Source organism: Cupriavidus sp. GW823-FHT06D04, from assembly GCF_058795055.1.
On record NZ_JBXAHL010000001.1, the window covers coordinates 314,113 to 337,266 of the forward strand.

Here is a 23,154-nt window from a genome sequence, read left to right on the forward strand (position 1 = left end):
AGACCCGCGCGCCGAGCTGGAACAGTGTGGCGCGGCAGCCGGCCCGGCTTGCGATTGCCATTGACAAACTCGCGGTAGTCCGGCGCAAGACCGATGTTGTCTTCGCCGACAAACGATGTGCTCATGGTGACTCCTTGGGAATGGTGACAGTGGACGTGGAATGGCTATGGGTGCGCCGCAGGTAAGCGGCCTCAGCCTGGGCCATCTTGTTGGCGCATTCCAAAGCGTTGCGGGCGATGCTGTGGGTCAGGCTGATCTGCATGTTCAGCGCAATGCGCTGCATCTCCATCGCATACAGGTCGTCAATCAGCGAGGCCGGTATCGCAGGGCTGCCGATCAGGGATTCCCACAAGGCGACGCCCATGGATGAGCGGTCGACATTGCGCCAGCGTAGGAAGGTCGTCCCTGCGCCAGTCGTTTGCTGGGCCAGCTGCACATTTAGCAGGTTGAAGGGATAGGCTCTGGCTTGGGCCAGCACACGCCGCTGTGCCTGCACGATCACGCTGTCGCGCAGCGCCAGGCATTGACCGGCCCAAGCCTCCAAACTCCCCTTACCTTTAAAAGGTTGTAAAAGGCCTTTTAGGTAGCCTGCGTGTTCCAGCCGCTGGAAGTCCGCCTGTTCCAGCGCCGTGAAGCGCCTCGGCTGGACAGGCATGGTATGTACCGTCATTCCGTCGCATCCTCGTCGCGTGCGGCAGTGCCGGTTGGGTCATCGATGGAGGCGAAAGTTGGCCCCACCGCGGTGGGCGCAGCCGCGGATTCGCGACTATCGCCTCGGCGCACAATAGGCGGTGCAAAGCGTGAACGGCGCGTGCCTTCGAGCACCTCCTGTGGCAGCTGGCCGAGCTTCTGCACTGCCGCCTGCGCCGCCGCATTGTTCTCCGCAAAGTCAGCGCGGGTTGCGCCAGAGAAGCAATACTCTTGGGCGAGCGAAAACAGGCTGCGCATTGCGTGCGCGCCATCGTTGAGCCAGCGCTCCAGCGTGCTTCGGTCGATCAGCGCCGTATGGTGGGCGAGCATCAGCTTGCGCGCGAGGTCGTCGTAATCGGCCAGCAAGTAAATGGCCGCAAAGCCGAGCTGGGCGTTGACGAACAGCGGAAGTTTCACCGGTTGAAGATTCAGGTTCTCACCAAGGCTGAGCGCAGGGGGTACGCTGGCCAGCGCCTGCTCCACCTGTTCGCGCAGCGTCTGCAGGCACCTCTTAGTTTCGTCCAGCTTGTCTTCGATGCGAAGCATCCACCAGTCGGAGTAGGGATCGTCCTGCTCGGCGCCGCGTTTCATCTTGCCCATCATGCTGATGTAGCCGTTGAGGCCGATGATGCCGGGCCGCCCCTCTGCCGCGGGGCGGCCATGCCAGATACGGGAAGCGTGGTGAGTGTGCAGCGTCAGCGATATCGCGCTGCGCAACGATCCGAGATTTAGTTGCAAGGGTTCATTAGCCATAGCGACGACTCAAGAAGGAGGAATGAGTCGCTAGCATCCGCGTCGCCCGGAAGGGCGTCAGTCAAAAAACCGCAGACCGGGATTGCCCGCTTTGTTCGATGCAGAAGGCCGGGTGTGCCAGCTATCCCCTGGGGATAGCTGGCAGTCAGCCATTTTCATGGAGAGCACGATGGGGCCGATGCCAGCTCTCTTGTGTATCGAGGAACCATGCCGACAGTGCTATGGGGCCATCACGCCAGGGCGCACTGCCCTTCCCAATGGTCTACACCAGCCCCTCGTCGATCCAATTTCGGATCGACGCCCAGACCACCGACATCGGTAACGTCAGGGTCTCGGCCAGGTCCATCGACAGGCCCAGCATGGGCGGATCGTCGTCCAGCGCAAGATTACGCTCGCCGACTCCGGCCTTCCAGTGTTTCCACAGTGCGATGCCCTGTGTCTCGTCTAGCACCGGGTGCCGGCCCTTGCGTTTGGGCAAGCCGAGAATGTCGCGCCGCAGTGCGATTTCTTGATGCGTGAGGCCGTAGAAGCGGCTCACCATCTCCGTGCTCGCGCCCAGGCGCAGCATGCGATCCACCGTGGCAATTTCCTGCTCCACGTCATGCACTTGGCTTAGCAGCCGCTTCAGGACCTCACGATTGACCGATACCGAACACCACGACACCGTGGCGTTGACCAGCACACTGACTAGCGCCGGATGCTTGAGCGCCTCCAGTTCCTCTTCGCCGAATCCCATCGCTTTGCACCGACGCAATTGGCCATTGCGCAGATCGTGCAACGCTTGGGCGATGACAGCCTGGTTGAGCGGGTGAGATGACGACATGGTGGCCCTCAGGAATCGCGGCCCTGATCGGCGAACCCCGTACCGTGCTCCAGGTCTCGCAGCCGTCGCGCCAGACGCAGCAGCCGGAACAACTTCATCAGGCCAGTGTCGCTCAGTCGCGTGGACGCTGCCCCAGCGCCATGCAGCAGCGGCGCCAGGTCGTTATCCAGTCGCGCACGATTCAATCCTGTCGCGATTGACTCGGGCATGCTCAACGCATGCAACAGCGCCAGAAGCGCGCGAGGGAAATCAGGCAAAGCGCTCACCTGCCCAACGCGGGGGATCATGCAAACGAAGCCGATACCACTGTCACTTGGCACGATCTGATTGGCAACCGCCGCCTCTTCGGCAATTTCACGGGCAAACTGTGCAATATGCACCCGAAGTCGGCTTGGCTCGTCCAATCCTGGCTCGATATGCCAGACATCCGAGATCGGGTAGAGGCCACCGACCAGAACCGGAATCGCGCAAGAAGCATTGGTGTCAAAGTCGAGTAGCCTGTCGCCCAACTGGCTCGATACCTGGCCCTGAACGCACTGCATGCGTTCGGTGGTCGGCGCCGGAGACACGATATGCCCCTGCACGGGCTGCCCATCACGGTCAGCCCGTACTGGCGCGGCAGCTTCTTCCTCAACTAGCCCGCTGCCAGCCGCAGACACCATTGCAGCCCGTGTTGAGGCCTCTTTGAACGCCAGTTCAGTCGATAGGCCGGCCGGCTGGGCTGTCGCCGCCGCCTGAGGAAGGGATGCCGGCTTTGGCGTCCAGAATATGGTAGAGGCCGTCGATTTCGCCGGCGCCGGCTCGCTGCTCAACGCGCGCTGCCGGCTTTCGCTGCCGTCGATTTCGAGGCTCAGCGCATCATAGCCTGTGCCCAGCAGCTCGGCCATCTGGCCCACTAGTTCATCCTTCACCCGCTGGAGCGAAAAGCCATCCGGTAGCGCGTCGAACTGCGACAGCACATCCTGGAACAGCGAGGCGAAGTCCACCACGAGGTGACTCTCCTGAGCCCTTCGTTCCCAGGTTCGCTCGCACGCCTTGCGCAGCACCACGAGCCTGTCCACCTGATGCCGGCCGAGCCCTTGGTACAGCACGGTAGGTATCGCCGACAGCAAATAACACACCGCATCTTGCATGCGGCTGATGTGTGATTGCTGCACCGGATAGCCATCGGCCGTCAGGCGCCGGGCGAGTTCGGACTGGCTCAGTTTGCTACCTGCCTGCTGCTCGTAGAGTCTGCGCGCCTTCTCGACTCCCAGGGCGCGCTCGATGAAAGTCAATCCGCCGCGCAGTTCGTTTTCTGCCAAGTGGCCCGTTAAGGCGACGATCTCGCCCCGTTCCGGCCACGGACGGAATAGGCAGAAGATGCGAAAGAACCGTTCCTGCTTGGTCTCTGCCCACAACTCGCGAAGTATTGCCAGTCGCGTATTGCCACCGTTGCGAATGATTAAATGTGCTTCACCTGGGCGCCTGGTTATCGCCGGTGGCGCGTCCAAGCCGCGCTCTCGGATGGAGGCTTTGATTTCCTCATAAGCCGGATTGCGCATAACGCGCGGATCGTGGTCATACGAGCGCAATTGGTCCAGCGTCACAATCATCGGTGTGTCAGCGATGGGATCGCTCCCAGCTGTCGCCGAAGGGACGGCCCTCTGAGCCTTGGCCGCGATCAATTTTTCGTCCTTGTCCCGAAGATTCATCCGAATGCGCGGGAAACCTCGGCCTTCAGGCCGGGAAGGGATAGCGCGCCGTGTGTAACTCGGCCTTCTCCCGCGACTCCTTGGTCTTAAGCTATCCTTGTGTATCGGTATCCGTCACTCCGTTGGAGCCGGGTCAATGTCGATGCGCAATGCCTTGGACCACATCTCTGCCGCGTTGGATAGTGAAATTGCCAGTCGCTCGAACCGCTACGCAGACAACGTAGGTTCCCGGCTTATTGCCAGTGGGCAATAAGGCGTGCACCCAAGTCTCCAGTCTGGAATCCCTGCATGCGATCTCGCGAGTTTCCTCTTCGGCAAACCTGTTGCCTTCGGCTTCGCGAACCGGGCGTACGCAACAACTCCCAAGGACCACTCCCAAGGACCGCTTATATGCAATGACGGATACTGGGTCTCTTCCGTCTGCAGGCGATGCGCAACCGTCATATCGACATATGCGGCGGGGCGTACCTGCGTGATTAGACCTGCTCTGCAAGCACTTGGCAAAGACCGATTTTGTATGAATTGTTGCGCCTGGAGGCATAATCAGAGCGCCTGATGGCAGCCCCGGGCCTGCGGAGCCCGGGGAGACGACATACCAGCTCGACGATCCACGGCTGCAGGACACCTTCCACGTCTTCCGCGACAGCCCGCCTGCGGCGCTGGCGATGCCGGGTCGCCGCATCAGGTTCGAACTCGACCTGCCCGGCAGCGCGCCCTGGCATGCCGTGACCATGTGGTCGCAGTCCGCGAGTTCCGATTTCTATTGCGTGGAGCCGTGGGTGGGCCTGCCCGATGCCATCCACCACGGGCAGGGGCTGCGCTGGATCAACCAGGGCAATCTGAAAGTGCGGTGTGCCGGCTGCGGGTGACGGCCTGAATCAGCGCACGCGCTCAGTGCTCGAAATCCAGCCCGCCGATCAGGATCTGCGGGTCAACCTGCGATAGAGAACGGAAATCGATCCCGCGCGGCTCCTGCCAGGCACGCAGCTTGGATGGCAGCGCCGCCAGGTAGCCGGCAAAGCGCGCCTCGCCACCATCCGCGAACAGCCGCTGCACCTCCAGCCCGTCCCACGCGAGCGTGATATCGAGCGCATACTGATGGCGCCGCAGGTCCGGCGGCCCATCGCCCGTCACGCGCAGGCGCGGCGGCCAGCCAGGGGCATCGGCAGGCAGGGTGTGGAGTTGCACGCGCCGGTCGTGCTGGCCGATCGCGGCAACAATGCGCGGCAGGCATTCGGCTTCAAAGCGGGCGAAGAAATCGGTGGTCAAGGTGGGGGCGTCCTGACGTTGCGAAGGGCGATGGCGGCACACTGCCGTGCGCCACCGTGCCAGCAACTATACGCCGCCGGGTGTCATACCGGGCGGTAGACCTGGAAGCCCAGCCCCGGCGACAGCACCTCAGTCTTTCCTTCCTGCAGCGCCACCGGCCGCAGGCTGCCATTGGCCATCGACTCCCCCGCAAACTCAGCGATATTGCGCAGGCGGGCCGCCGGGATCCCCAGCGCGTTGAGGCGCAATTCCAGGTCCTCTGCGGTGCCCGCCGCCACCGCGCCCGCAATCGCCCGCTTGAGCGCGGCCGGATCGAGCGAGCGCACGAAGGCAGGCAAGGCGCCGGCATCCAGCGGCATCTCGAACAAGGCCGGATCCTGCGCAAGCTCGCCCAGCCCGAGCACCTTTAGCAGCGCGAGCAACTGCTTCGGCGTATTCGCGCCGATCGCCAGCCAGCCATCCTGCGTGCGGAAGAAATCGGCCGACGGGCTGCCCGAATACCCCTGGTTGCCCTGCCGCGCCGGCACGCCGCCGGCGGTCATGGCATCGCACGTCATCGGATACATCAGCTGCAGGCCGGCCGTGGCCATCGAGACATCGAGCAGCATGCCCCGCCCCGTGCGCTCACTTTCGCGCACGCCGGCCAGGATGGCAAAGGCGGCCAGCATGCCGGTGGCCGAGTCGATCACCGGGAAGCCGGTCTTCATCGGCGGATCGCCCTCGGTGCCGGCCATCCAGGCCATGCCGGTGGCGGCCTGCACCACGTGGTCGTAGGCAGGCCGTCCATGCCACTGCGCTGCGCCGCGGCCAAAGCCCGAAATGCTGCAATAGACCACGCGCGGATTGACCGCCCGCACCGCCTCATAGCCCAGCCCGAAGCGCTCGAGCACGCCCGGCCGCAGGTTGTCGACGAAGACGTCGCAGCGGCCGGCCAGTTCCAGCGCGTGTTCGCGCCCGGCTTCATCCGACAGGTCGAGCGCCAGCGACGACTTGCCCGCATTGAGCGCGACAAAGGCGGCATGCCCCTTGCCCGCGCGGCGCATCACGTCGCCGCCGCCGGCGCTCTCGACCTTGGTGACCTGCGCCCCCAGCTGCGCCAGCAGGAAGGTGGCAAACGGCCCGGCGATCACGTGCGAAAAATCCAGCACGCTGATGCCGGCCAGCGGGGCAAAGTCTGGTTGTGGAGTGAGGGTCATGGGATGGTCTATTCGATGGTGATGCGGTTCTTGTCGATAACCTGGCGGATGCGGGTGGTCTCATCGGCCACCAGCCGCGAAAAGGCTTCAGGCGTGGGCGTCGGCGCAAGCACCGCGCCCATCTCGGCATAGAGCCGGCGCAGGCCGGGATCGCCCAGCGCCTGCAGCACCGCGGCATGCAGCCGCGCCACGATCGGCGCGGGCAGATGCGACGGCGCCCAGATGCCGCTCCATGCGTCGAGATCGAGATCCTTGCGGCCCAGCGCCTCATTCAGCGTGGGCACCTGCGGCAGCACCGCGGCGCGGCTGGCCGAGGTCACCGCCAGGGCCCGCGCCTTGCCGCTGGCGATCTGCGGAATCGCCGTCGCCGCCACCGGGAAGCCGAACTGCGTGTCGCCCTTGATCAGCGATGGCACGATCTCGACCGAGCCCTTGTATGGCACATGCACCACGTCGATGCCGGTGGCCGACGCAAACGCCGCACCCGACACATGCGCGGCCGAGCCGATCCCGCCCGAGGCATAGTTCAGCGTGCCGGGCGCGCGGCGCGCCGCGGCGACCAGGTCGGCCACGTTCCGGTACGGCGAGCTGGCGCTGACCACCAGCACCGCCGGGCTGACGCCGACGCGGATGATGTGGGTGAACGCCATCGGGTCGAACTTTGCGCCGGGCTGCAGCAGCTTCTGCGTGACATGGGTCGAGGCACCCAGCATCAGCGTGTAGCCATCCGCCGGCTGCTGCGCGACAAACTCCGCGGCCAGGATGCCGCCTGCACCGACCTTGTTCTCGACCACCACCGGCTGGCCAAGCTCGCGCGCCAGCAACTCAGCCAGCTTGCGGGTCTGGATATCCGGACCGCCGCCGGCGGCGTAGGGCACCACCAGCCGGATCGGGCGGCTGGGATAGGGACTGGCCGCACCGGCCCTGCCCAGCGCGGCAGCGGCCGGCAGCGCCAGCAGGGACTTCAGCAGCAGGCGGCGCCCGACGTTGGCATCCATCGCATGTCTCCTCCATGGTTTGCCCCGATTGTCCGGCGCCGGGCCATTCGAAACAATTATCCAGTCTTGATGGAGCCATCACGCTTTGTTATGAGTCCCGCCTCCCCAACGCGCGCCAGCGCCGCCGCCCCCGCCGCCACCCCTTCTCCCAACCGGATCGACCGGCTGCGCATCCGGCACCTGCGCCTGCTTGACCTGGTGGCGCGCAGCGGCTCGCTGACCGCGGCCGGCGAAGCGCTGCATATCAGCCAGCCCGCCGTCACCAAGATGCTGCAGGAACTGGAGCACGCCTTCGGCTGCAAGCTGATCGAACGCACCACGCGCGGCGGGCGGCTGAGCGCCGCGGGCGAACGCGCGCTGGAGCGGCTGCGCGTAGTGCTGGGCGTGATCGACGCCACCGGCGAGGCGCTGCAGGCGCGCCCGGAGGTGCCACTGGTCCGGCTGGGCATGCTGCCGCTGGTGGGCGTGGACGTGCTGCCGCAGGCGGTCGCGCTGCTGCGGGCCCAGGACGCGCTGCCGCGCTTGGCAGTACGCGAACATACCGTCGGCGGCCTGACCGCAATGCTCTGCGAAGGCGAACTCGACTGCATCGTGGGCCGGCTGCAGAAAGGCGACACCGACCAGCTCAAGGCCAGGGTCCACATCACCCCGCTGCGCGACGAATACCTGGCCGTGGTCTGCGCCCCCGGCCACGCGCTGGCGCGGCGCCGCGAGGTTGCGCTGGCGGACCTGCATGAAGGCCCCTGGATCCTGCCGCCGCGCGGCACCCACACGCGCGACGTGTTCGAGCAGCCATTCCTCGACGCCGGCCAGCTGCCGCCCGTGCCGCATATCGAATCGGCCTCGTTCCACAGCAACCTGGCCATGACCGCCTCCGGTGGCTTCCTGACGGTGGCGCCGGCCACGGCGCTGGCCCACTACCAGGCCATGTCGATGGTGCGGGAAGTGCGGCTGCGCACCCCGTTTGCCTCGGGCCGGCTGGTCTTCATCACCCCGGCGGAGATCGAGGCGCCGCCCGCCATGATCCGGTTGCGCGAAGCCCTCGAAGCGGTGACAAGGCAGGACACCGGTGCACCGCCGGCACGCGCGCGGCAACGCTGACGGGTCATATCAATTCGTGATGGCGCTATGCAAACTGGCGAATTGCCGGTAATGGCCACGCTCACGACAATGCCTCTTCCCATCACAGGAAGGAGACATCGTGACAACACGGATCATGGGCATTGCGCGGCAAGCGGCCTGGCTGCTTGCGTCGCTGCTGCTGCCCGGCATCGCCGCAGCGCAAGCGCAGCCGGCCGGCCCGGCGGCGTTCTTCGACATGCAGGCCGTACGCGACGAAAGCACGCTGGCACCGGTGATTTCCCGCGATGCCGTGGTGCCCAGCCGCGCGCGCCCCGGCAAGCGCGTGCGCGTGATCGAACTGCGCTTCACCAGCCAGGACTGGAAGGGCCTGCCATGGACGCACCCGGCGCGCATCTACGTGCCCGACGGCTACCAGGGCGGCGGCAACGCGGGCATCATCGGCACCGAACGGCAGTTCTTTGACGAGCCTGCCTGGCCGCGCCACACCATCCCCGGCACTGGCCTGAACACCGAAGCCGAATACGCCGAAGGCACCGCCATCGACCTGGGCATGCCCGTCATGCTGTTCTCCAACCCGGCCGAAGACTACTGGGGCATGAACGAATCCGACCTGACCGGCTATTCGCTGAAGCAGGTGATGGAAACCGGCGACCTGACCTGGAACGGCTATTACCCGATCGCAATGGCCTACCTGCGCGCGATCACCCTGATGCACAACCTGCCCGGCGTACGCACCGAGCGCGCCGTGCTGATGGGCTGCTCCAAGCGCGGCTTCGCCGTCAGCATCGCCACCGGCGTCGACCCTGACCGCGTCGCGGGGGTGATGGCCACCTGCTATTACGGCGGCAACAGCCTGTACTTCCTTGCGCGCAAGTACGCCGAGTTCGGCCCCGGCGTCGGCGGCCCCGCGCAGCAGCGCACCGGCCCCGGCTTCCAGCCCGCCGACACCGTGCTGCGCACGATCAACAACCCCACGGGCTTTCGCATGCTGACGCACTTTGACCCGTATATGTGGCGCAAGCAAATGCGATCCAGCTTCCTGGTCGCGCTCGGCACCAACGACGAGTTCTTCGCGCTGGGCACTCCCAACAGCATGCTGACCGAGATGTCCGGCGACAAGGCCTTCCTGGCGGTGGACAACCTGCCTCACTCGTGGGTCTCGGCCAAACACCTGGCTGCATGGCGCATGTGGCTGGCGCATACCTTCCTGGGCCGGAAGCTGCCCACGATCGAAGCCAGCGGGGTGGCGCAGGGCGGGCAGTTCGCGGTGCGGGCGAGCGTCAGGGCCGAAGCGGCGCCTGCCCGCGTGCTGCTCTATTACGCCTACAACCCGGTCACCGCCGACTGGCGCAAGGCCAGGTGGGAGTCGGTGCCGATGCGCACCGATGGCGAGATGTATGCCGCCGGACTGCCGCTGCGCGATGGGTATCGGCTGGCGTACTACATAGAAGTGGAGGACAAAGGCACAGGCGGGACAGGATTTGTCAGTTCGCTGGTGAACTTTGCGAACTAGCACAGCAGGAACCTGCCGCGGCATCCGTGGCGCAGGCAGGGCCGGCGGCCCGCACTACACTGGAAATGGATGTACCGCCATTTCCGGCGCAAGGGAACCGGCCGCCTTTTCCCGGCCCCAGCCAGTGCTGACCACCCGATGAACCGCCTCAGGTACGCAGTAAGCCTGTCCTATGAGGTCATGGATCCCATGGCAGACTTCCTGCTCAATATCGAAGCCGCCCGCACGCCCCGGCAGTCCGTCGTCTCGGAGCAGCTGACGCTGCCGCCCGGCCTCGAGACCGCCCGCTACACCGATCCCGTGCTGGCCAACCGGCTGCTCAGGCTGCGCGCGCCCCGGGGCCGCCTCGGCATCCGCTATGAGGCGATCATCGACATCGATCACTACCTGGAAGACGGCGACAGGTTGTCGGAAGTGCCCGTTGCCGAGCTGCCCTTCGATGTCCTGCCCTACCTGGCACCAAGCCGCTACTGCGAGTCTGACCGCCTGATGGAATTCGCCAGCCGCGAGTTCGGCGGCATGCTGCGGGGCTATGTGCGCGTCTACGCCATCCGCGAGTGGGTGCGCAATCACGTGCGCTTCCTGTCGCGGTCCACCAACGAACGCACCTCGGCTGCCGACACCATCGTGGAGCGCACCGGTGTCTGCAGGGATTTCGCCCACCTGATGATCGCCCTGTGCCGCGCGCTTAGCATCCCGGCACGCATGTCCAGCAGCCTCGACTATGGTGCGGACCCAAGCACGGGCGCGCCGGATTTCCACGCGGTGGTGGAGGTCTACCTGTCGCACCGCTGGTACCTGCTGGATCCTTCGGGCATCTCGATCCCCACCGGCCTGCTTCGCATCGGCACCGGCCGGGATGCCGCGGACATACCGTTTGCGGCCATCTTCGGCCAGGTAAGGTCGGAGCGGCCCGCGGTGGAAATCGAGCCGTTGACGGATGCGGCGGCTGGTATCGGCATGCCGGTGTTTACGCCGCAGGCGATTTCGACGTGGTAGCGGATCAGGACGTTAGTGCTGGCACAGGCACTTATTTTGCCAGCACCGCAGATGGCTGCTTGCGTCCTCGCCAGAAATCCGCATAAAATCGCGGGTTCGCGGGCGTCGTATAATGGCTATTACCTTAGCTTCCCAAGCTAAAGACGTGGGTTCGATTCCCATCGCCCGCTCCACTTCCAGTCGAGACAAGCCGCCTTTGCCACCATTACGGTGATCTGCCCGGCGGCTTTTTTGTTGCCATGCTTCCCCAAGACCCCAGCACCGATCCGACGCCGGCTGACGACGCCGCGCCGGTAGACAGCGCCGGACAAGCGTCCGCTCCCTCTCCTGCCGATCCTGAAGGCGTTGCGCATCCGCGCCGGATCCGTTCGTTCGTGCGCCGCGCGGGGCGGACCTCGACCGGGCAGCAGCGTGCCATCGACGAAGTCGGGCCGCGCATGATGGTGCCGTATGCGCCACAGCCACTGGACTGGGAAGCTGTATTTGGCCGCAAGGCACCGTCGATCCTGGAGATCGGCTTCGGCATGGGCGAGACCACCGCGCATATCGCCGGCCTACGGCCGCAAGACAACTTCCTGGGCTGCGAGGTACATGAGCCCGGCGTGGGCGCGCTGCTCAAGCTGATCGACGAGCGCGGCCTGGGCAATGTGCGGATCCTCCAGCACGATGCGGTGGAAGTGATTGCGCATATGCTGACCGACGACTGCCTGGACGGCGTGCATATCTACTTCCCCGACCCCTGGCACAAGAAGCGCCACAACAAGCGCCGGCTGGTGCAGCCGCCGCTGGTGAAGGTGCTGGCCGCGCGCCTGAAGCCGGGCGGCTATATCCACTGCGCGACCGACTGGGAAGAGTATGCGCACCAGATGCTGGAAGTACTGTCGGGCGAGCCGTTGCTGGAGAACACCTCGACCGCTGCGGACGGATTTGCCGAGCGGCCGGATTACCGGCCCGTGACCAAGTTCGAGCGGCGCGGCGTGCGCCTCGGGCACGGCGTGTGGGACGTGGTCTTCCGCAAGCGCGCCTGAGCGCTCGCAGCCGACCAACAAAAAAGCGTGGCAGATGCCACGCTTTTTTGTTGCCCGCGGCAAACCCGCTCAGGCGTGCCAGGACACCAGGCCGGAGTATGCGGTCACCAGCACCACGATGCCGAAGGCGATGCGGTACCAGGCAAACGGCTTGAAATCATGCGTGGCGACGAAACGCAGCAGCCAGCGCACGCACAGGAAGGCGGACAGGAAGGCAAAGACGAAACCCACTGCAAAGATGCCGAGGTCGTCGGCGTTGAGCAGCGCGCGCGCCTTGTACAGTTCGTAGACGGTGGCACCGAAGATCACCGGGATCGCGAGGAAGAACGAGAACTCGGTGGCCACCTGCCGCGACAGCCCGAACAGCATGCCGCCGATGATGGTGGCACCGGAGCGCGAGGTGCCCGGCACCAGCGCGAAGCATTGCGCCAGGCCGACCTTGAGGGCGTCGCGCCAGTTCAGGTCATCGACCGATTCAATCCGCGGCGCGCCGGCCTTGGCGGCCTCCAGCAGTGCATTGCCCTGCGGATGCGAGACCGTGCCGCGGCGCGCGTCGCGCCATTCGGCCAGCAGGATCACCACGCCGCCAACGATAAAGGCCAGCGCCACCGAGATCGGGTTGAACAGGTGGGCCTTGATCCATTTGCCGAAGATAAAGGCCAGCACGATGGCCGGCACCGAGGCGATCACCACGTTGGCGGCAAAGCGTTGCGCCAGCGGGTCGGCGCGCAGCCCGCGCACCACGTTGCCGATGCGCGTACGGAATTCCCAGCAGACCGCCAGGATCGCGCCGAACTGGATCACGATCTCGAAGATCTTGCCCTTCTCGTCGTTGAAATCAAGCAGCTGGCCGGCCAGGATCAGGTGGCCGGTGCTGGAGATGGGCAGAAACTCGGTCAGTCCTTCGACGATACCGAGTATCACGGCTTTCAGGGCAAGTGCGATTTCCATGCGGAACGGAGAAACGTTGTCATGGGCGTTGCCCGGCATGCGCGCCGGGACCGCCCTGGATTGTTGTTTGAGCGCCCCGGTCAGGGGCGGTTGATCTTGACGTTGATGCCGTCGGGCAAAACGGTGATTGTACCGGGTGCCACATTCATGCCGGCAACCCGCAGCTGGTCTTCGCGGAAGGTATAGAGCGGATAGCCCTGCAGCAGCTGCTCGGCCAGGATGCCGCCCAGGGCGTTGAGCTGGCGCGAGAACTGCGCGGGCATGCCCTGGACGTCGAAGCGCTGCACCTCGGGGTCCTGCAGCACCACCGAGCGCGTGGGCTCGTCATAGCGCAGGCCGCTGTCCAGCGCAAAACGCCCTGACAGGGCCCGGTTGAAGAACAGCTTGTTGTCGATCATGGCGTCGAACTGCACGTTGACGCGGTTGCGCGCCGGGTCCAGCGTCAGCTGCGGGTTGGCCAGCTGGATGTCGAACAGCTCCATATAGCGCTTGTTGAACGGAAACTTGCGCTCCAGCGCCGCCTGCAGCTGGCTTTGCGAGAAGGTGTATTCGTTGCGGAAGGCGCCGCAGGCGGCCAGGACCACGGCCAGCGTGGCCGCGCCAGCCGCGGCAAGCCAGCGCCGTCGGGAAGTCCGGATCATATTGCCTCCGATTGCGGGATAGTCGGGTCGCGTACCAGGCGTCATGCGCGCGCACCGGGCCGCCCGGGCGTGGTCTGCGGCGCGGTCAGGATTTCCAGCCGTGTCAGCCAGTGCAGCGCGGCTTCGCGCGAATCGCCGCACATCTCGGCCGACGGCTTCAGGCCGCCGCAGAACGCAGGCCGGTCCGGCCTGCCGAACACCGCGCAGCGCATATCCGGCAATAGCTGCGCGCACGGCTCGCCCGCCGGCTTGCCGCCAGGCATGCCGGGCAGCGGCGAGGCGATCGACGGGGCGATGCAGCAGGCGCCGCAGCCCGCGCGGCAGGAAAGGTCTGACCGGCAACTCATGACGATGGTTCAGGATGGGCGGCCGCCAGGCGGCCAGCGCAAAGAGGACATTGTGCCCGAAGGGCCGCTGCCGTCCTGTAAGAAAAGGAAAACGCAGTAAGCCGCGCCCGCGCACCGCCGGAAAAAGCGCACCATAAGCCACAAATCGTAATATAGCCTCAGTGCCGTCTCGGTGTGTTCCCGAGGGTCGCCGGCCTGTGCTTGACCCTCCCATGGCGCTCATCTACATTACTGACCGACAAGTTATTAACTTTCCGACCCGCCCCCGTGCCCCGCAGGACCCGCAAGACATCCGTGAAAACGCCCGCCGATCCTCACAAGGACGCCGACACGCCGCGCTGGAGCCGGCGCAAGGCCGCCCGCCCGCAAGAGCTGGTGGCCGCGGCACTCGACCTCTTCGTGGAGCGCGGGTATGCGGCCACGCGGCTGGAAGACGTGGCCGCCGCGGCCGGCGTGTCCAAGGGCACGGTCTATCTTTACTTCGCCAATAAGGAAGAGCTGTTCAAGTCGGTGGTACGCGCGAACCTGGTGCCGGCACTGGCGCGCGGCTCCGACCTGGTCGACGCCTACGACGGCAGCACGCCCGAGTTGTTGCGCGAGCTGCTGCGCGGCTGGTGGGGCCTGATCGGCGCCACGCCGGTGGCGGGACTGACCAAGCTGATCATGGCCGAGTCGGCCAATTTCCCGGACATCGCCCGTTTCTATAACCAGGAAGTGATGGTGCCGGGCGACGAGTTGTTCGCCAAGGTGCTGGCCCGTGGTGTAGCGCGCGGCGAATTCCGCGCCATGCCGGCCAACCCCACCACGACGCTGGTCTGTGCGCCGCTGGTGTTCCTGATGCTGTGGCAGCGCGCGCTGCGTGCCACCGCCGAGAAGGACATCGACCCCGAGGCCTTCCTGGACGGCCTGCTGGACACGCTGCTGTTCGGGCTCACCAGCGGCGACGCCCGCAATCGCCCGCTGCCGCCGCAGACCGGCCCCTACATCTGGGAACGCATCCGCGACGACATGCTGGCGCAGCGCGCCGCCGCCATGGAAGCCGACGCCGACCCCGATCCCCCCGCGCCGCGACCCGGCCCCTGAACATGAAGCGAAAGACCCTGCTGATCACCGCCGCCTGCGTCGCCCTTGCGCTGACCGCCACGGTCGCCGTGCGCAAGGCCGGCAGCGCGCGCCAGCCGCAGACGCCGGCACAGGCCGCCGTCAACGTGGTGGAATTCCTGCAGACCGACCTGGTCAGCGTTGCGCGCCAGGACCTCCGGGTGTCGCTGCCGCTGTCGGGCAGCCTGCGTGCGCTAAACCAGGCCTCGGTCAAGGCCAAGGTCTCCGGCGAGGTCAAGACGGTGCTGGTGCGCGAAGGCGAGCCGGTGCGCGCCGGCCAGGTGATCGTGCGCATCGATCCCACCGAGTACGAGGCCAAGGTCGCGCAGGCGCGCGGCCAGATGCTGGCCACGCGCGGACAGTTCGAGAACTCGCGCCAGACCTGGGAGCGCAACCGCGAACTGGTCGGCAAGGGCTTTATCTCCAGGACCGCGTTCGACAAGTACCAGGCCGACCTGGACGTCGCCCGCGCCAACCTTGACGCCGCCCAGGGCGGCCTGGCGGTGGCGCAGAAGGCGCTGGCCGACACCGTAGTCAAGGCGCCGCTCGACGGCATGGTGGCCGCGCGCGCGGTCCAGCCGGGCGAGAAGGTCTCGCCGGATACGCGCCTGGTCGACGTGGTCGACCTGCGCGTGCTGGAACTGGAAGCACCGATCCCGATGGCGGACGTGGCGCGCGCCGCGGTCGGCCAGCCGGTGGCGCTGGACGTGGAAGGCGCCGGCCGCTTTACCGGCAAGCTGGTACGCATCAACCCGGCCGTCAGCCAGGGCACGCGCAGCATCATGGTCTATATCCGCGTCGAGAATGCAGACCAGACGCTGCGCGCCGGCATGTTCGCGCGCGGCGCGCTGGTGCTGGGCGAGCGGGCCGGCGTAGTGGCAGTGCCGTCCTCGGCGGTGCGCACGGAAGGCGAGCGCGCCTTCGTCTATGCCATCGACAAGGACACGCTGGCCGAGCGCCCGGTGCAGCTTGGCATCCGCGACGAGGCCAGCGGCATGGTGGAAATCGTCTCGGGGCTGGACGCCGGCACCGAGATCGTCCGCAACAACCTTGGCACGCTGCGCAGCGGCAGCCAGGTAAAGCGCGTCAAGGCGTAGGGACCCGCGCCATGTGGTTCACCCGCCTGTCGATCCGCAACCCGGTGCTGGCCACCATGATGATGATGGCCTTCATCGTGGTGGGGCTGTTCTCTTACCAGCGGCTGCCGGTCGACCAGTTCCCCGACATCACCTTCCCGGTGGTGGTGGTGCAGACCGAATACCCGGGCGCCGCGCCCGAGTCGGTGGAGTCCGACGTCACGCGCAAGGTCGAGGAGATCGTCAACACCATCTCGGGCATCGACGAGATCTTTTCGCACTCCTACCAGGGCACTTCGGTCGTCGTCATCAAGTTCGACCTGAGCGTCGACGTCGGCCAGGCCGCGCAGGACGTGCGCGACAAGATTGCGCTGATCCGCCCGCAGTTCCGCGACGAGGTGAAGGAACCGCGCGTGCTGCGCTATGACCCGTCCGACGCACCGATTTTCTATCTCTCGGTCTCGAACGCACCGGGCGCCACCCGCAGCCAGCGCGAGCTGACCACCATCGCCGACCAGATCGTGCGCAAGCGACTGGAGACCGTGCGCGGCGTGGGCGCCATCAATATCGTGGGCGGCACCAAGCGCGAGGTCGAGATTCGCATCCGGCCCGCGCAGCTCGAGGCGCTGGGGATCGGCGTGGACCAGGTGATGAACGCCATCCGCAACGAGAACCAGGAACTGCCCGCGGGCGAGCTGCGTTCCTCGGCCACGGAAACGGTGGTGCAGATCAAGGGCCGCGTGCCCACGCCGGAGGCGTTCCGCCAGATCATCGTGGCGCGCCGCGCCGGCCAGCCGGTGACGCTGGGCGAGATTGCCGACGTGCGCGACGGCCAGGAAGAGCAGGAAAGCCTGGCGCTGCTGGACGGCAAGCGCGCGCTGTTCCTGTCGGTGGTGAAGGCACAGGGCCAGAACACCGTCGATACCGTCGACGGCCTGGTGCGCATGACCGAAGAAACACGCAAGCTGGTGCCGGCTGGCGTGCAGCTGAACGTGGTCAACGACACCGCGCGCGGCATCCGCAGCAGCGTCAAGGAGGTGCGATCGACGCTGCTGGAAGGAGCCTTCCTGACGGTGGCGATCGTGTTCCTGTTTCTGGGTTCGTGGCGCAGCACCGTGATCACCGGGCTGACGCTGCCGATTGCGCTGATCGGCACCTTCGGCGTGATGTATATGTGCGGCTTCACGCTCAACGTGATCACGCTGATGGCGCTGTCGCTGTGCGTGGGCCTGCTGATCGACGATGCCATCGTGGTGCGCGAGAACATCGTGCGCCACAACCTGATGGGCAAGGACCACCGCACTGCGGCGCTGGACGGCACCAACGAGATCGGGCTGGCGGTGCTGGCCACCACCTTCTCGATCGTGGCGGTGTTCCTGCCGGTGGGCTTCATGGGCGGCATCATCGGGCGCTTCTTCCACCAGTTCGGCATCACCGTGGTGGCAGCGGTGCTGATCTCGATGTTCGTCTCGTTCACGCTGGACCCGATGCTGTCGTCGGTCTGGCACGACCCGGACCTGCACGGCACCGGCAACAAGAAGAGCTGGTACGGGCGCACGGTGGGGCGGTTGCTGGACTGGTTCTCGGCAAAGATGGACAAGCTTGGCAACGGCTATGCCGGCATGCTGGGCTGGGCGCTGAAGCACCGGCTGGCCACTGCCATCATCGCCGCGGTGACCTTCTTCGGCAGCTTTGCGCTGGTGCCGCTGATCGGCACGGAATTCGTGCCTAATGCCGACCTGGGCGAGACCCAGGTGGGCTTCACCACGCCGGTGGGCACCTCGATCGAAGTCACCGAAGCCAAGGTGCGGCAGGTGGAAGCCGCGCTGAAATCCTTCCCCGAAGTGGCCTACACCTACGCCACCATCAACTCGGGCAATGCCTCGGGCCGCAACAATGCGCTGGTGTCGGTGCGCCTGACCGAGCGGCGCTCGCGCCAGCTGTCCACCGCGCAGCTCAACCCGCTGATCCGGCAGCGCCTGGCGGCCATTGCCGGCATCACGCTGACGATGGTGGGCATGCCCGACGGCGCCGGCGGCCAGAAGGCGATCCAGGTATCGATCCAGGGCGATGACCTGGACGAACTGCGGCGCCTGTCCAGGGAAGCGGGCACGCGCATGAAAGCGATCCGCGGCCTGGCCGACCTGGACTCGAGCATGAAGGACGACCGCCCCACCATCGAGGTGCGCATCCGGCGCGAGCTGGCCTCGGACCTGGGCGTGGGCGTGGCGCAGATCGGCAACGCCCTGCGCCCGCTGCTGGCCGGCGACGCCATCAGCTCATGGCGCGCGCCGGATGACGAGAACTACGACGTGCGCGTGCGTCTGCCCAAGGACGCGCGCACCGGCATGGCCGACCTGAGCGCGCTGATGATCGCGAGCAGCCAGACCAACGCCGACGGCTCGCCCAGGATGGTGCCGCTGCGCCAGATCGCCGAGCTGGTGCCGACCACCGGCGCCAACCAGATCAGCCGGCGCGACCTGAACCGCGAGGTCGAGCTGACCGCCAACGTGGCCGGGCGCTCGGCGGGCGAAGTCGCACGCGACGTCAAGGCCGCGCTGGACGGCATGAACTGGCCGGCCGGCTACAAGTACCGCTTTGGCGGCTCGACCAAGTCGATGAACGAGTCCTTCGGCTACGCCGTGTCGGCGCTGGCGCTGGCGGTGATCTTCATCTACATGATCCTGGCCTCGCAGTTCGCCAGCTTCTTCCAGCCGATCGCCATCATGACCTCGCTGCCGCTGACGCTGGTCGGGGTGTTCGCGGCGCTGCTGCTGTTCCGCTCGACGCTGAACATGTTCTCGATCATCGGCTTCATCATGCTGATGGGGCTGGTGACCAAGAACGCGATCCTGCTGGTGGACTTCGCCAACCAGGCGCGCCAGGGCCATGTCGACGGCGCCGACGGCCGCCAGCCGCTGTCGCGCGAGGCGGCGCTGGTGGAGGCCGCGCGCGTGCGGCTGCGCCCCATCCTGATGACCACGCTGGCGATGATCTTCGGCATGGTGCCGCTGGCCTTCAGCCTGGGCGAAGGTGCCGAGCAGCGCGCGCCGATGGGCCAGACCGTGATCGGCGGGATCATTACCTCGTCGATCCTGACGCTGGTGGTGGTGCCGGTGATCTATACGTATCTTGATGATTTCGGGGCCTGGCTGCGCCGGCTGTGGCAAGGCAAGGCGGCCAGCGGGCCCGCAGCGCACGCCCCGCCCGCACCCGGCCGGCAAGCGGCTCCGGACCGGCCGGCCCCGGCGGACGCCAGCGCGGAATGAGCCCGGCGGCGTCTGCAAGGTTAAAATAAAGGGTTTGATAAGACTGTCCGGCCGTGGCACCGCGCGGCCGGCGCACAGACCGACAGCGGTTGGCATTGGTAAGGAATGGCAAGATGGATCTCGAAAAAGCCCGATTCAACATGATCGAACAGCAAATCCGCCCGTGGGACGTGCTGGACCAGGAAATCCTGGACCTGCTGGCGGTGGTCAAGCGGGAGCAGTTCGTCCCGGCCGCGTACGCCTCGCTGGCGTTCGTCGACATGGAGATTCCGCTGCCCGCCGGGCAGAACATGCTGGCCCCGCGCGTGGAAGCCCGCATCCTGCAGGACCTGGCCGTGCGCAAGCATGAGAACGTGCTGGAAATCGGCGCCGGCTCCGGCTACATGGCCGCCCTGCTGGCCAACCGCGCGCGCCACGTGCTGACCGTGGACATCGTGCCCGAGCTGGTTGAGCTGGCCCGCACCAACCTGGCCAACGCCGGCGTCACCAACGTCGACGTGGCCGAAGGCAACGCCGCCGACGGCTGGAGCGCCGCCGCGCCCTACGACGTGATCTGCATCTCGGGCTCGCTGCCGGCGATTCCGCAGTCGATCCTGTCGCAGGTCAAGGTGGGCGGCCGCATCGCCGCCTTCATCGGCGAGCTGCCGGTGATGGAAGCGCGCCTGGTCACGCGCGTGTCCGAGACCGAATACCAGGTCGTCAACCTGTTCGAAACTGCGGTCAAGCCCCTGCAGGGCGCGGCCCGGCCGTCGCAATTCCAGTTCTGAGGACGTAACCACCATGCAGGTCATCAAAGCGGCCGAACTGGCCCAGTGGCTGGCCGATGCCAGCCGCGCCAAACCGGTCCTGCTCGACGTGCGTGAAGGCTGGGAGGTGCAGACCTGCGCCATGCCCGGCATCACCCACATCCCGATGCGGGACATCCCCGCGCGCGCGGCCGAACTGGACGAAGACGCCGACATCGTCTGCATCTGCCACCACGGCGCACGCAGCATGCAGGTGGCGGCCTACCTGGAGCGCCAGGGCTACGCAAGGGTCTACAACCTGACCGGCGGCGTCGACGCCTGGGCCAGCGATGTCGACCCGGCCATGCCGAAGTACTGAAGCGGCAGTCCAGCACAGCAACACCAAGAAGAAATGACTGTAGCCGCGGCCCGCGCCCGGCAACCTGGAGCTTTCATGACGTTTGCGCCCAACGCCCTGCCCGGAGTGATCCGGACACGCCTGGCGATCGCGGTTTCCGTGCTTGCCCCGCTGCTGGCCATGCTGCCGGCGGCACCGGCAAGCGCGGCCGACCTGCTGCAGGTCTATCGCGATGCGCAAGCCAATGACGCGCAGTTTGCCAGCGCGCGCTCGCAGCTGCTGGCCACACGCGAGCGGCTGCCCCAGGGCCGCGCCGGGCTGCTGCCGCAGGTGGTTGGCACCGCGGGCGCCAACCGCACCAAGCTCGACCAGACGGCTTCGCTGCCGGTCGGCGCCGGGGCCAGCGCCTCCGGCACGCGCTTCTTCAACAACAACAACTGGCAGCTGCAACTGAGCCAGCCGCTGTTCCGCTGGGACCGCTGGGAAACCTACAAGCAGGGCGAACTGGCGTCGCTCGCCGGTGAAGTCAGCTTCCACCAGGCTGAGCTCGACCTGATCACCCGCAGCGCGCAGGCCTACTTCGACGTGCTGGCGGCACAGGACAACCTCTACCTGGCACGCGCGCAGAAAAAGGCCATCTCCGAGCAGCTGGAGCAGGCCAAGCGCAATTTCGAAGTCGGCACCGCCACCATCACCGACACCAACGACGCCCAGGCCCGCTACGATCTGGCCACCTCGACCGAGATCGCCTCGCAGAGCGACCTGGAGATCAAGCGCGCCACGCTGCAGCAGATCACCGGCAAGCCGGTCGACGAAGTGCTGGGCCTGCGCCCCGAGGCGCCCATCCCTGGCCCGCAGCCGCCCGACGTCAACGCCTGGGCCGCGCAGGCAGAGACCAGCAACCTGCAGGTGAACCTGGCCAGCTACAACCTGGAAACCGCCCAGCGCGAGACCAACAAGGCCAAGGCCGGCCACCTGCCCTCGGTCGATCTGGTGGCGTCATACGGCTTCACCAACCAGACCGGCAGCGCCACGCAGGCGATCTCCACCCATTACAACGCCTCGCAGATCGGCGTGCAACTGACCATGCCGATCTTCGCCGGCGGCCAGATCCAGTCGCGCGTGCGCGAGACCCTGGCCCTGGCCGACAAGGCCGCCAGCGACCTGGAATTCGCGCGCCGCACCGCCGCGCAGACGGCACGCCAGACCTACTCCGGCGTGTCCAACGGCCTGGCCCAGGTCAAGGCCCTGGAAGCCGCCGAACGCTCGGCCACCAGCGCGGTGGAATCCAACCAGCTCGGCTATGAAGTGGGCGTGCGCATCAATATCGACGTGCTGAACGCCGAAGCGCAACTGTTCTCCACCCGGCGCGACCTCGCCAAAGCCCGCTACGACACCATCATGAACGGCCTGAGGCTGAAGGCCTCCACTGGCGTGCTGCAGGAAGCCGACGTGGTGCAGATCAACACCCTGCTGACCTCGTCGCCCGGTGCGCTGTACAAGCTGCCCGCGCCCGCCCAGGCCGGCGCCAGGGCCCCGGCAACCCCGCGCGCCTCGGTCGAGCGCCGCGGCACGCGGCGCGAAGCCACGCCTGCCGGCGCACCGCGCACCTGATCCTCCGCAGCGCGCCGCAACGCAAATGGGCCGCAATTGCGGCCCATTTGCATGAACGACGTCGCGCCCTAGTTCGCCCGCGTACGCGACTCCACCTTCAGCAGCTGCCAGCGGATCGACGACGCATCCGCCGGAGGGTTCGGCACCTGGTACTCACGCACGCGCAGCTTGTAGGCCACGCCCGGCTCAAAGTCCAGCCCCTCGATCGGGCCATACCAGAGCTGCCACGGCGCCTCCGGCGATTCGCGCCAGCGATAGCACGTCATCTTGCCCACGCCCGAGCACTCCACGCGCTGCGAATCGATGTAGACCACCTTATCCACGCCCCCGGCTTCCACGCTCGCACCGCGCTTGCCCAGGCCTTCGCGCTCAACAAACTGCAGCAGGTCACCGCCGGCAGTCTTCCAGATGATCTGCCGACCCGTGCTGCCCGCCGACGGCTGTGTGCCGACCGTGGCAAACGGCGTCTGCATCGCCTTGAGCAGGGCCGATTCCAGTTCCATACGCGGCGGCGGGCAAGCCATGCGCGTGCCGGCAATGCGGTCGAAGCGGATGCCGGTATCGGTCTTGCCATAGCTGCCGGTAAAGCGGTTGCACCCACTGGTGCCGCTGACCGTACCCTGCGCGGCATCGATGCCCTCATTGAACTCAAAAATGATGGGCTGGCCGTTGTCGCCGTGCGGGATATCGCGCAGCGCGCCGTCGGGCTGCTGCCAGCGCACCAGTTCCCAGCGGCTGGGGCCGGAGGGTTGGGTCTGGTTGAGGTTGGTGCCAGCGGAGGGGAGGTCCGGTGCTGTCGCGGTCGTGCAGGCACCTAGCGCGGTTGCCACCAGCAAGGCGGCCGCGCTGCGGGCAGCCAGGGCGAAGGGGAACAGGCTGGTACGGCTGTGCATGAAGGGCTCCTGTAACAGGCCGCTCAAGACGGCCGCATGGATGCAATCGACAGATCTGACAAAGGGCATGCCGAAAAGTGCACCCCTACTGATACATCAGTTTAGCAAGGCGGTTGCGCCAAAGCCCGGTCAA

21 protein-coding genes, 1 tRNA gene and 1 pseudogene are annotated in these 23,154 nt (G+C 66.5%); 12 read left to right on the plus strand and 11 right to left on the minus strand.

All coding sequences use genetic code 11. The annotated features are described in order from the left end of the window. Positions 1 to 121: 121 nt before the first annotated feature. The 4 genes from AC1Q7H_RS01510 to AC1Q7H_RS01525 form a co-directional block, all read right to left on the minus strand. Positions 122 to 670, minus strand: coding sequence for a DUF3158 family protein (locus tag AC1Q7H_RS01510; RefSeq protein ID WP_492380864.1), 549 nt, complete (start codon positions 668 to 670; stop codon positions 122 to 124). Next, positions 667 to 1,443 carry a PFL_4669 family integrating conjugative element protein gene (locus AC1Q7H_RS01515; protein ID WP_492380865.1) on the minus strand — a complete coding sequence of 259 codons (777 nt, stop codon included), beginning with the start codon at positions 1,441 to 1,443 and terminating at the stop codon, positions 667 to 669. The genes AC1Q7H_RS01510 and AC1Q7H_RS01515 overlap by 4 nt, the downstream gene beginning before the upstream one ends. Positions 1,444 to 1,705: 262 nt before the next feature. After that, positions 1,706 to 2,266: a DUF2857 domain-containing protein gene (locus tag AC1Q7H_RS01520; protein WP_013957688.1), complete on the minus strand. Its 561-nt coding sequence runs from the start codon at positions 2,264 to 2,266 to the stop codon at positions 1,706 to 1,708. Positions 2,267 to 2,274: 8 nt separating this feature from the next. Further along, positions 2,275 to 3,960, minus strand: a complete 1,686-nt coding sequence (locus AC1Q7H_RS01525; protein ID WP_492380866.1) for a ParB family protein — start codon at positions 3,958 to 3,960, stop codon at positions 2,275 to 2,277. 551 nt (positions 3,961 to 4,511) lie between these two features. Here AC1Q7H_RS01525 and AC1Q7H_RS01530 point away from each other — a divergent pair. Further along, positions 4,512 to 4,837, plus strand: a pseudogene (locus AC1Q7H_RS01530) (aldose epimerase family protein); the annotation flags it as partial. A gap of 14 nt (positions 4,838 to 4,851) precedes the next feature. Here AC1Q7H_RS01530 and AC1Q7H_RS01535 read toward each other — a convergent pair. From AC1Q7H_RS01535 to AC1Q7H_RS01545, 3 genes are all read right to left on the minus strand, one after another. After that, positions 4,852 to 5,229 carry a DUF5594 family protein gene (locus AC1Q7H_RS01535; protein ID WP_492380867.1) on the minus strand — a complete coding sequence of 126 codons (378 nt, stop codon included), beginning with the start codon at positions 5,227 to 5,229 and terminating at the stop codon, positions 4,852 to 4,854. Positions 5,230 to 5,312: 83 nt separating this feature from the next. Beyond that, positions 5,313 to 6,425: a CoA transferase gene (locus tag AC1Q7H_RS01540; RefSeq protein ID WP_492380868.1), complete on the minus strand. Its 1,113-nt coding sequence runs from the start codon at positions 6,423 to 6,425 to the stop codon at positions 5,313 to 5,315. An 8-nt stretch (positions 6,426 to 6,433) separates the two neighbouring features. Then, positions 6,434 to 7,423: a tripartite tricarboxylate transporter substrate binding protein gene (locus AC1Q7H_RS01545; RefSeq protein WP_492380869.1), complete on the minus strand. Its 990-nt coding sequence runs from the start codon at positions 7,421 to 7,423 to the stop codon at positions 6,434 to 6,436. A gap of 90 nt (positions 7,424 to 7,513) precedes the next feature. Between AC1Q7H_RS01545 and AC1Q7H_RS01550 the strand changes: the two genes are divergently transcribed. The 5 genes from AC1Q7H_RS01550 to trmB all read left to right on the plus strand — a co-directional run bounded on the left by AC1Q7H_RS01550 (position 7,514) and on the right by trmB (position 12,046). Beyond that, positions 7,514 to 8,524, plus strand: coding sequence for a LysR family transcriptional regulator (locus AC1Q7H_RS01550; RefSeq protein WP_492380870.1), 1,011 nt, complete (start codon positions 7,514 to 7,516; stop codon positions 8,522 to 8,524). A 100-nt stretch (positions 8,525 to 8,624) separates the two neighbouring features. After that, positions 8,625 to 10,019 carry a PhoPQ-activated protein PqaA family protein gene (locus AC1Q7H_RS01555; RefSeq protein WP_492380871.1) on the plus strand — a complete coding sequence of 465 codons (1,395 nt, stop codon included), beginning with the start codon at positions 8,625 to 8,627 and terminating at the stop codon, positions 10,017 to 10,019. Positions 10,020 to 10,157: 138 nt separating this feature from the next. Further along, positions 10,158 to 11,018 (plus strand): transglutaminase-like domain-containing protein, encoded by an 861-nt coding sequence (locus AC1Q7H_RS01560; RefSeq protein ID WP_013957696.1) that lies wholly within the window; start codon positions 10,158 to 10,160, stop codon positions 11,016 to 11,018. Positions 11,019 to 11,116: 98 nt separating this feature from the next. After that, positions 11,117 to 11,191, plus strand: a tRNA-Gly gene (locus AC1Q7H_RS01565). Positions 11,192 to 11,257: 66 nt separating this feature from the next. After that, the gene (trmB, locus tag AC1Q7H_RS01570) at positions 11,258 to 12,046 is read left to right on the plus strand and encodes a tRNA (guanosine(46)-N7)-methyltransferase TrmB (protein ID WP_013957697.1); all 789 of its coding nucleotides are present in this window, start codon (positions 11,258 to 11,260) and stop codon (positions 12,044 to 12,046) included. Positions 12,047 to 12,115: 69 nt separating this feature from the next. Here the strand turns inward: trmB and AC1Q7H_RS01575 are convergent, their stop codons facing one another. The 3 genes from AC1Q7H_RS01575 to AC1Q7H_RS01585 all read right to left on the minus strand — a co-directional run bounded on the left by AC1Q7H_RS01575 (position 12,116) and on the right by AC1Q7H_RS01585 (position 13,985). Further along, entirely contained in the window at positions 12,116 to 12,997 is an 882-nt protein-coding gene (locus tag AC1Q7H_RS01575) for an undecaprenyl-diphosphate phosphatase (RefSeq protein ID WP_013957698.1), read from the minus strand. Between the two features lie 80 nt (positions 12,998 to 13,077). After that, positions 13,078 to 13,638 carry a DUF1439 domain-containing protein gene (locus tag AC1Q7H_RS01580; RefSeq protein WP_492380872.1) on the minus strand — a complete coding sequence of 187 codons (561 nt, stop codon included), beginning with the start codon at positions 13,636 to 13,638 and terminating at the stop codon, positions 13,078 to 13,080. A gap of 41 nt (positions 13,639 to 13,679) precedes the next feature. Continuing rightward, positions 13,680 to 13,985, minus strand: a complete 306-nt coding sequence (locus AC1Q7H_RS01585; protein WP_153956472.1) for a YkgJ family cysteine cluster protein — start codon at positions 13,983 to 13,985, stop codon at positions 13,680 to 13,682. 267 nt (positions 13,986 to 14,252) lie between these two features. On the opposite strand from AC1Q7H_RS01585, the gene AC1Q7H_RS01590 reads away from it, so the two are divergent. From AC1Q7H_RS01590 to AC1Q7H_RS01615, 6 genes are all read left to right on the plus strand, one after another. Beyond that, positions 14,253 to 15,068 carry a TetR/AcrR family transcriptional regulator gene (locus AC1Q7H_RS01590; RefSeq protein WP_492380873.1) on the plus strand — a complete coding sequence of 272 codons (816 nt, stop codon included), beginning with the start codon at positions 14,253 to 14,255 and terminating at the stop codon, positions 15,066 to 15,068. Between the two features lie 2 nt (positions 15,069 to 15,070). Continuing rightward, positions 15,071 to 16,183 carry an efflux RND transporter periplasmic adaptor subunit gene (locus AC1Q7H_RS01595; protein ID WP_492377883.1) on the plus strand — a complete coding sequence of 371 codons (1,113 nt, stop codon included), beginning with the start codon at positions 15,071 to 15,073 and terminating at the stop codon, positions 16,181 to 16,183. Between the two features lie 11 nt (positions 16,184 to 16,194). Then, on the plus strand, positions 16,195 to 19,431 hold the full coding sequence (locus AC1Q7H_RS01600; RefSeq protein WP_492380874.1) for an efflux RND transporter permease subunit: 3,237 nt from the start codon (positions 16,195 to 16,197) through the stop codon (positions 19,429 to 19,431). 113 nt (positions 19,432 to 19,544) lie between these two features. Then, positions 19,545 to 20,198 (plus strand): protein-L-isoaspartate O-methyltransferase family protein, encoded by a 654-nt coding sequence (locus AC1Q7H_RS01605; RefSeq protein ID WP_010813784.1) that lies wholly within the window; start codon positions 19,545 to 19,547, stop codon positions 20,196 to 20,198. A 13-nt stretch (positions 20,199 to 20,211) separates the two neighbouring features. Further along, complete coding sequence (locus AC1Q7H_RS01610; RefSeq protein ID WP_013957704.1) at positions 20,212 to 20,535, plus strand: rhodanese-like domain-containing protein; 324 nt, start codon at positions 20,212 to 20,214, stop codon at positions 20,533 to 20,535. 75 nt (positions 20,536 to 20,610) lie between these two features. Beyond that, complete coding sequence (locus AC1Q7H_RS01615) at positions 20,611 to 22,128, plus strand: TolC family outer membrane protein (RefSeq protein WP_013957705.1); 1,518 nt, start codon at positions 20,611 to 20,613, stop codon at positions 22,126 to 22,128. 68 nt (positions 22,129 to 22,196) lie between these two features. Here the strand turns inward: AC1Q7H_RS01615 and AC1Q7H_RS01620 are convergent, their stop codons facing one another. Continuing rightward, positions 22,197 to 23,021 carry an META and DUF4377 domain-containing protein gene (locus AC1Q7H_RS01620; RefSeq protein WP_013957706.1) on the minus strand — a complete coding sequence of 275 codons (825 nt, stop codon included), beginning with the start codon at positions 23,019 to 23,021 and terminating at the stop codon, positions 22,197 to 22,199. Positions 23,022 to 23,154: the final 133 nt, after the last annotated feature.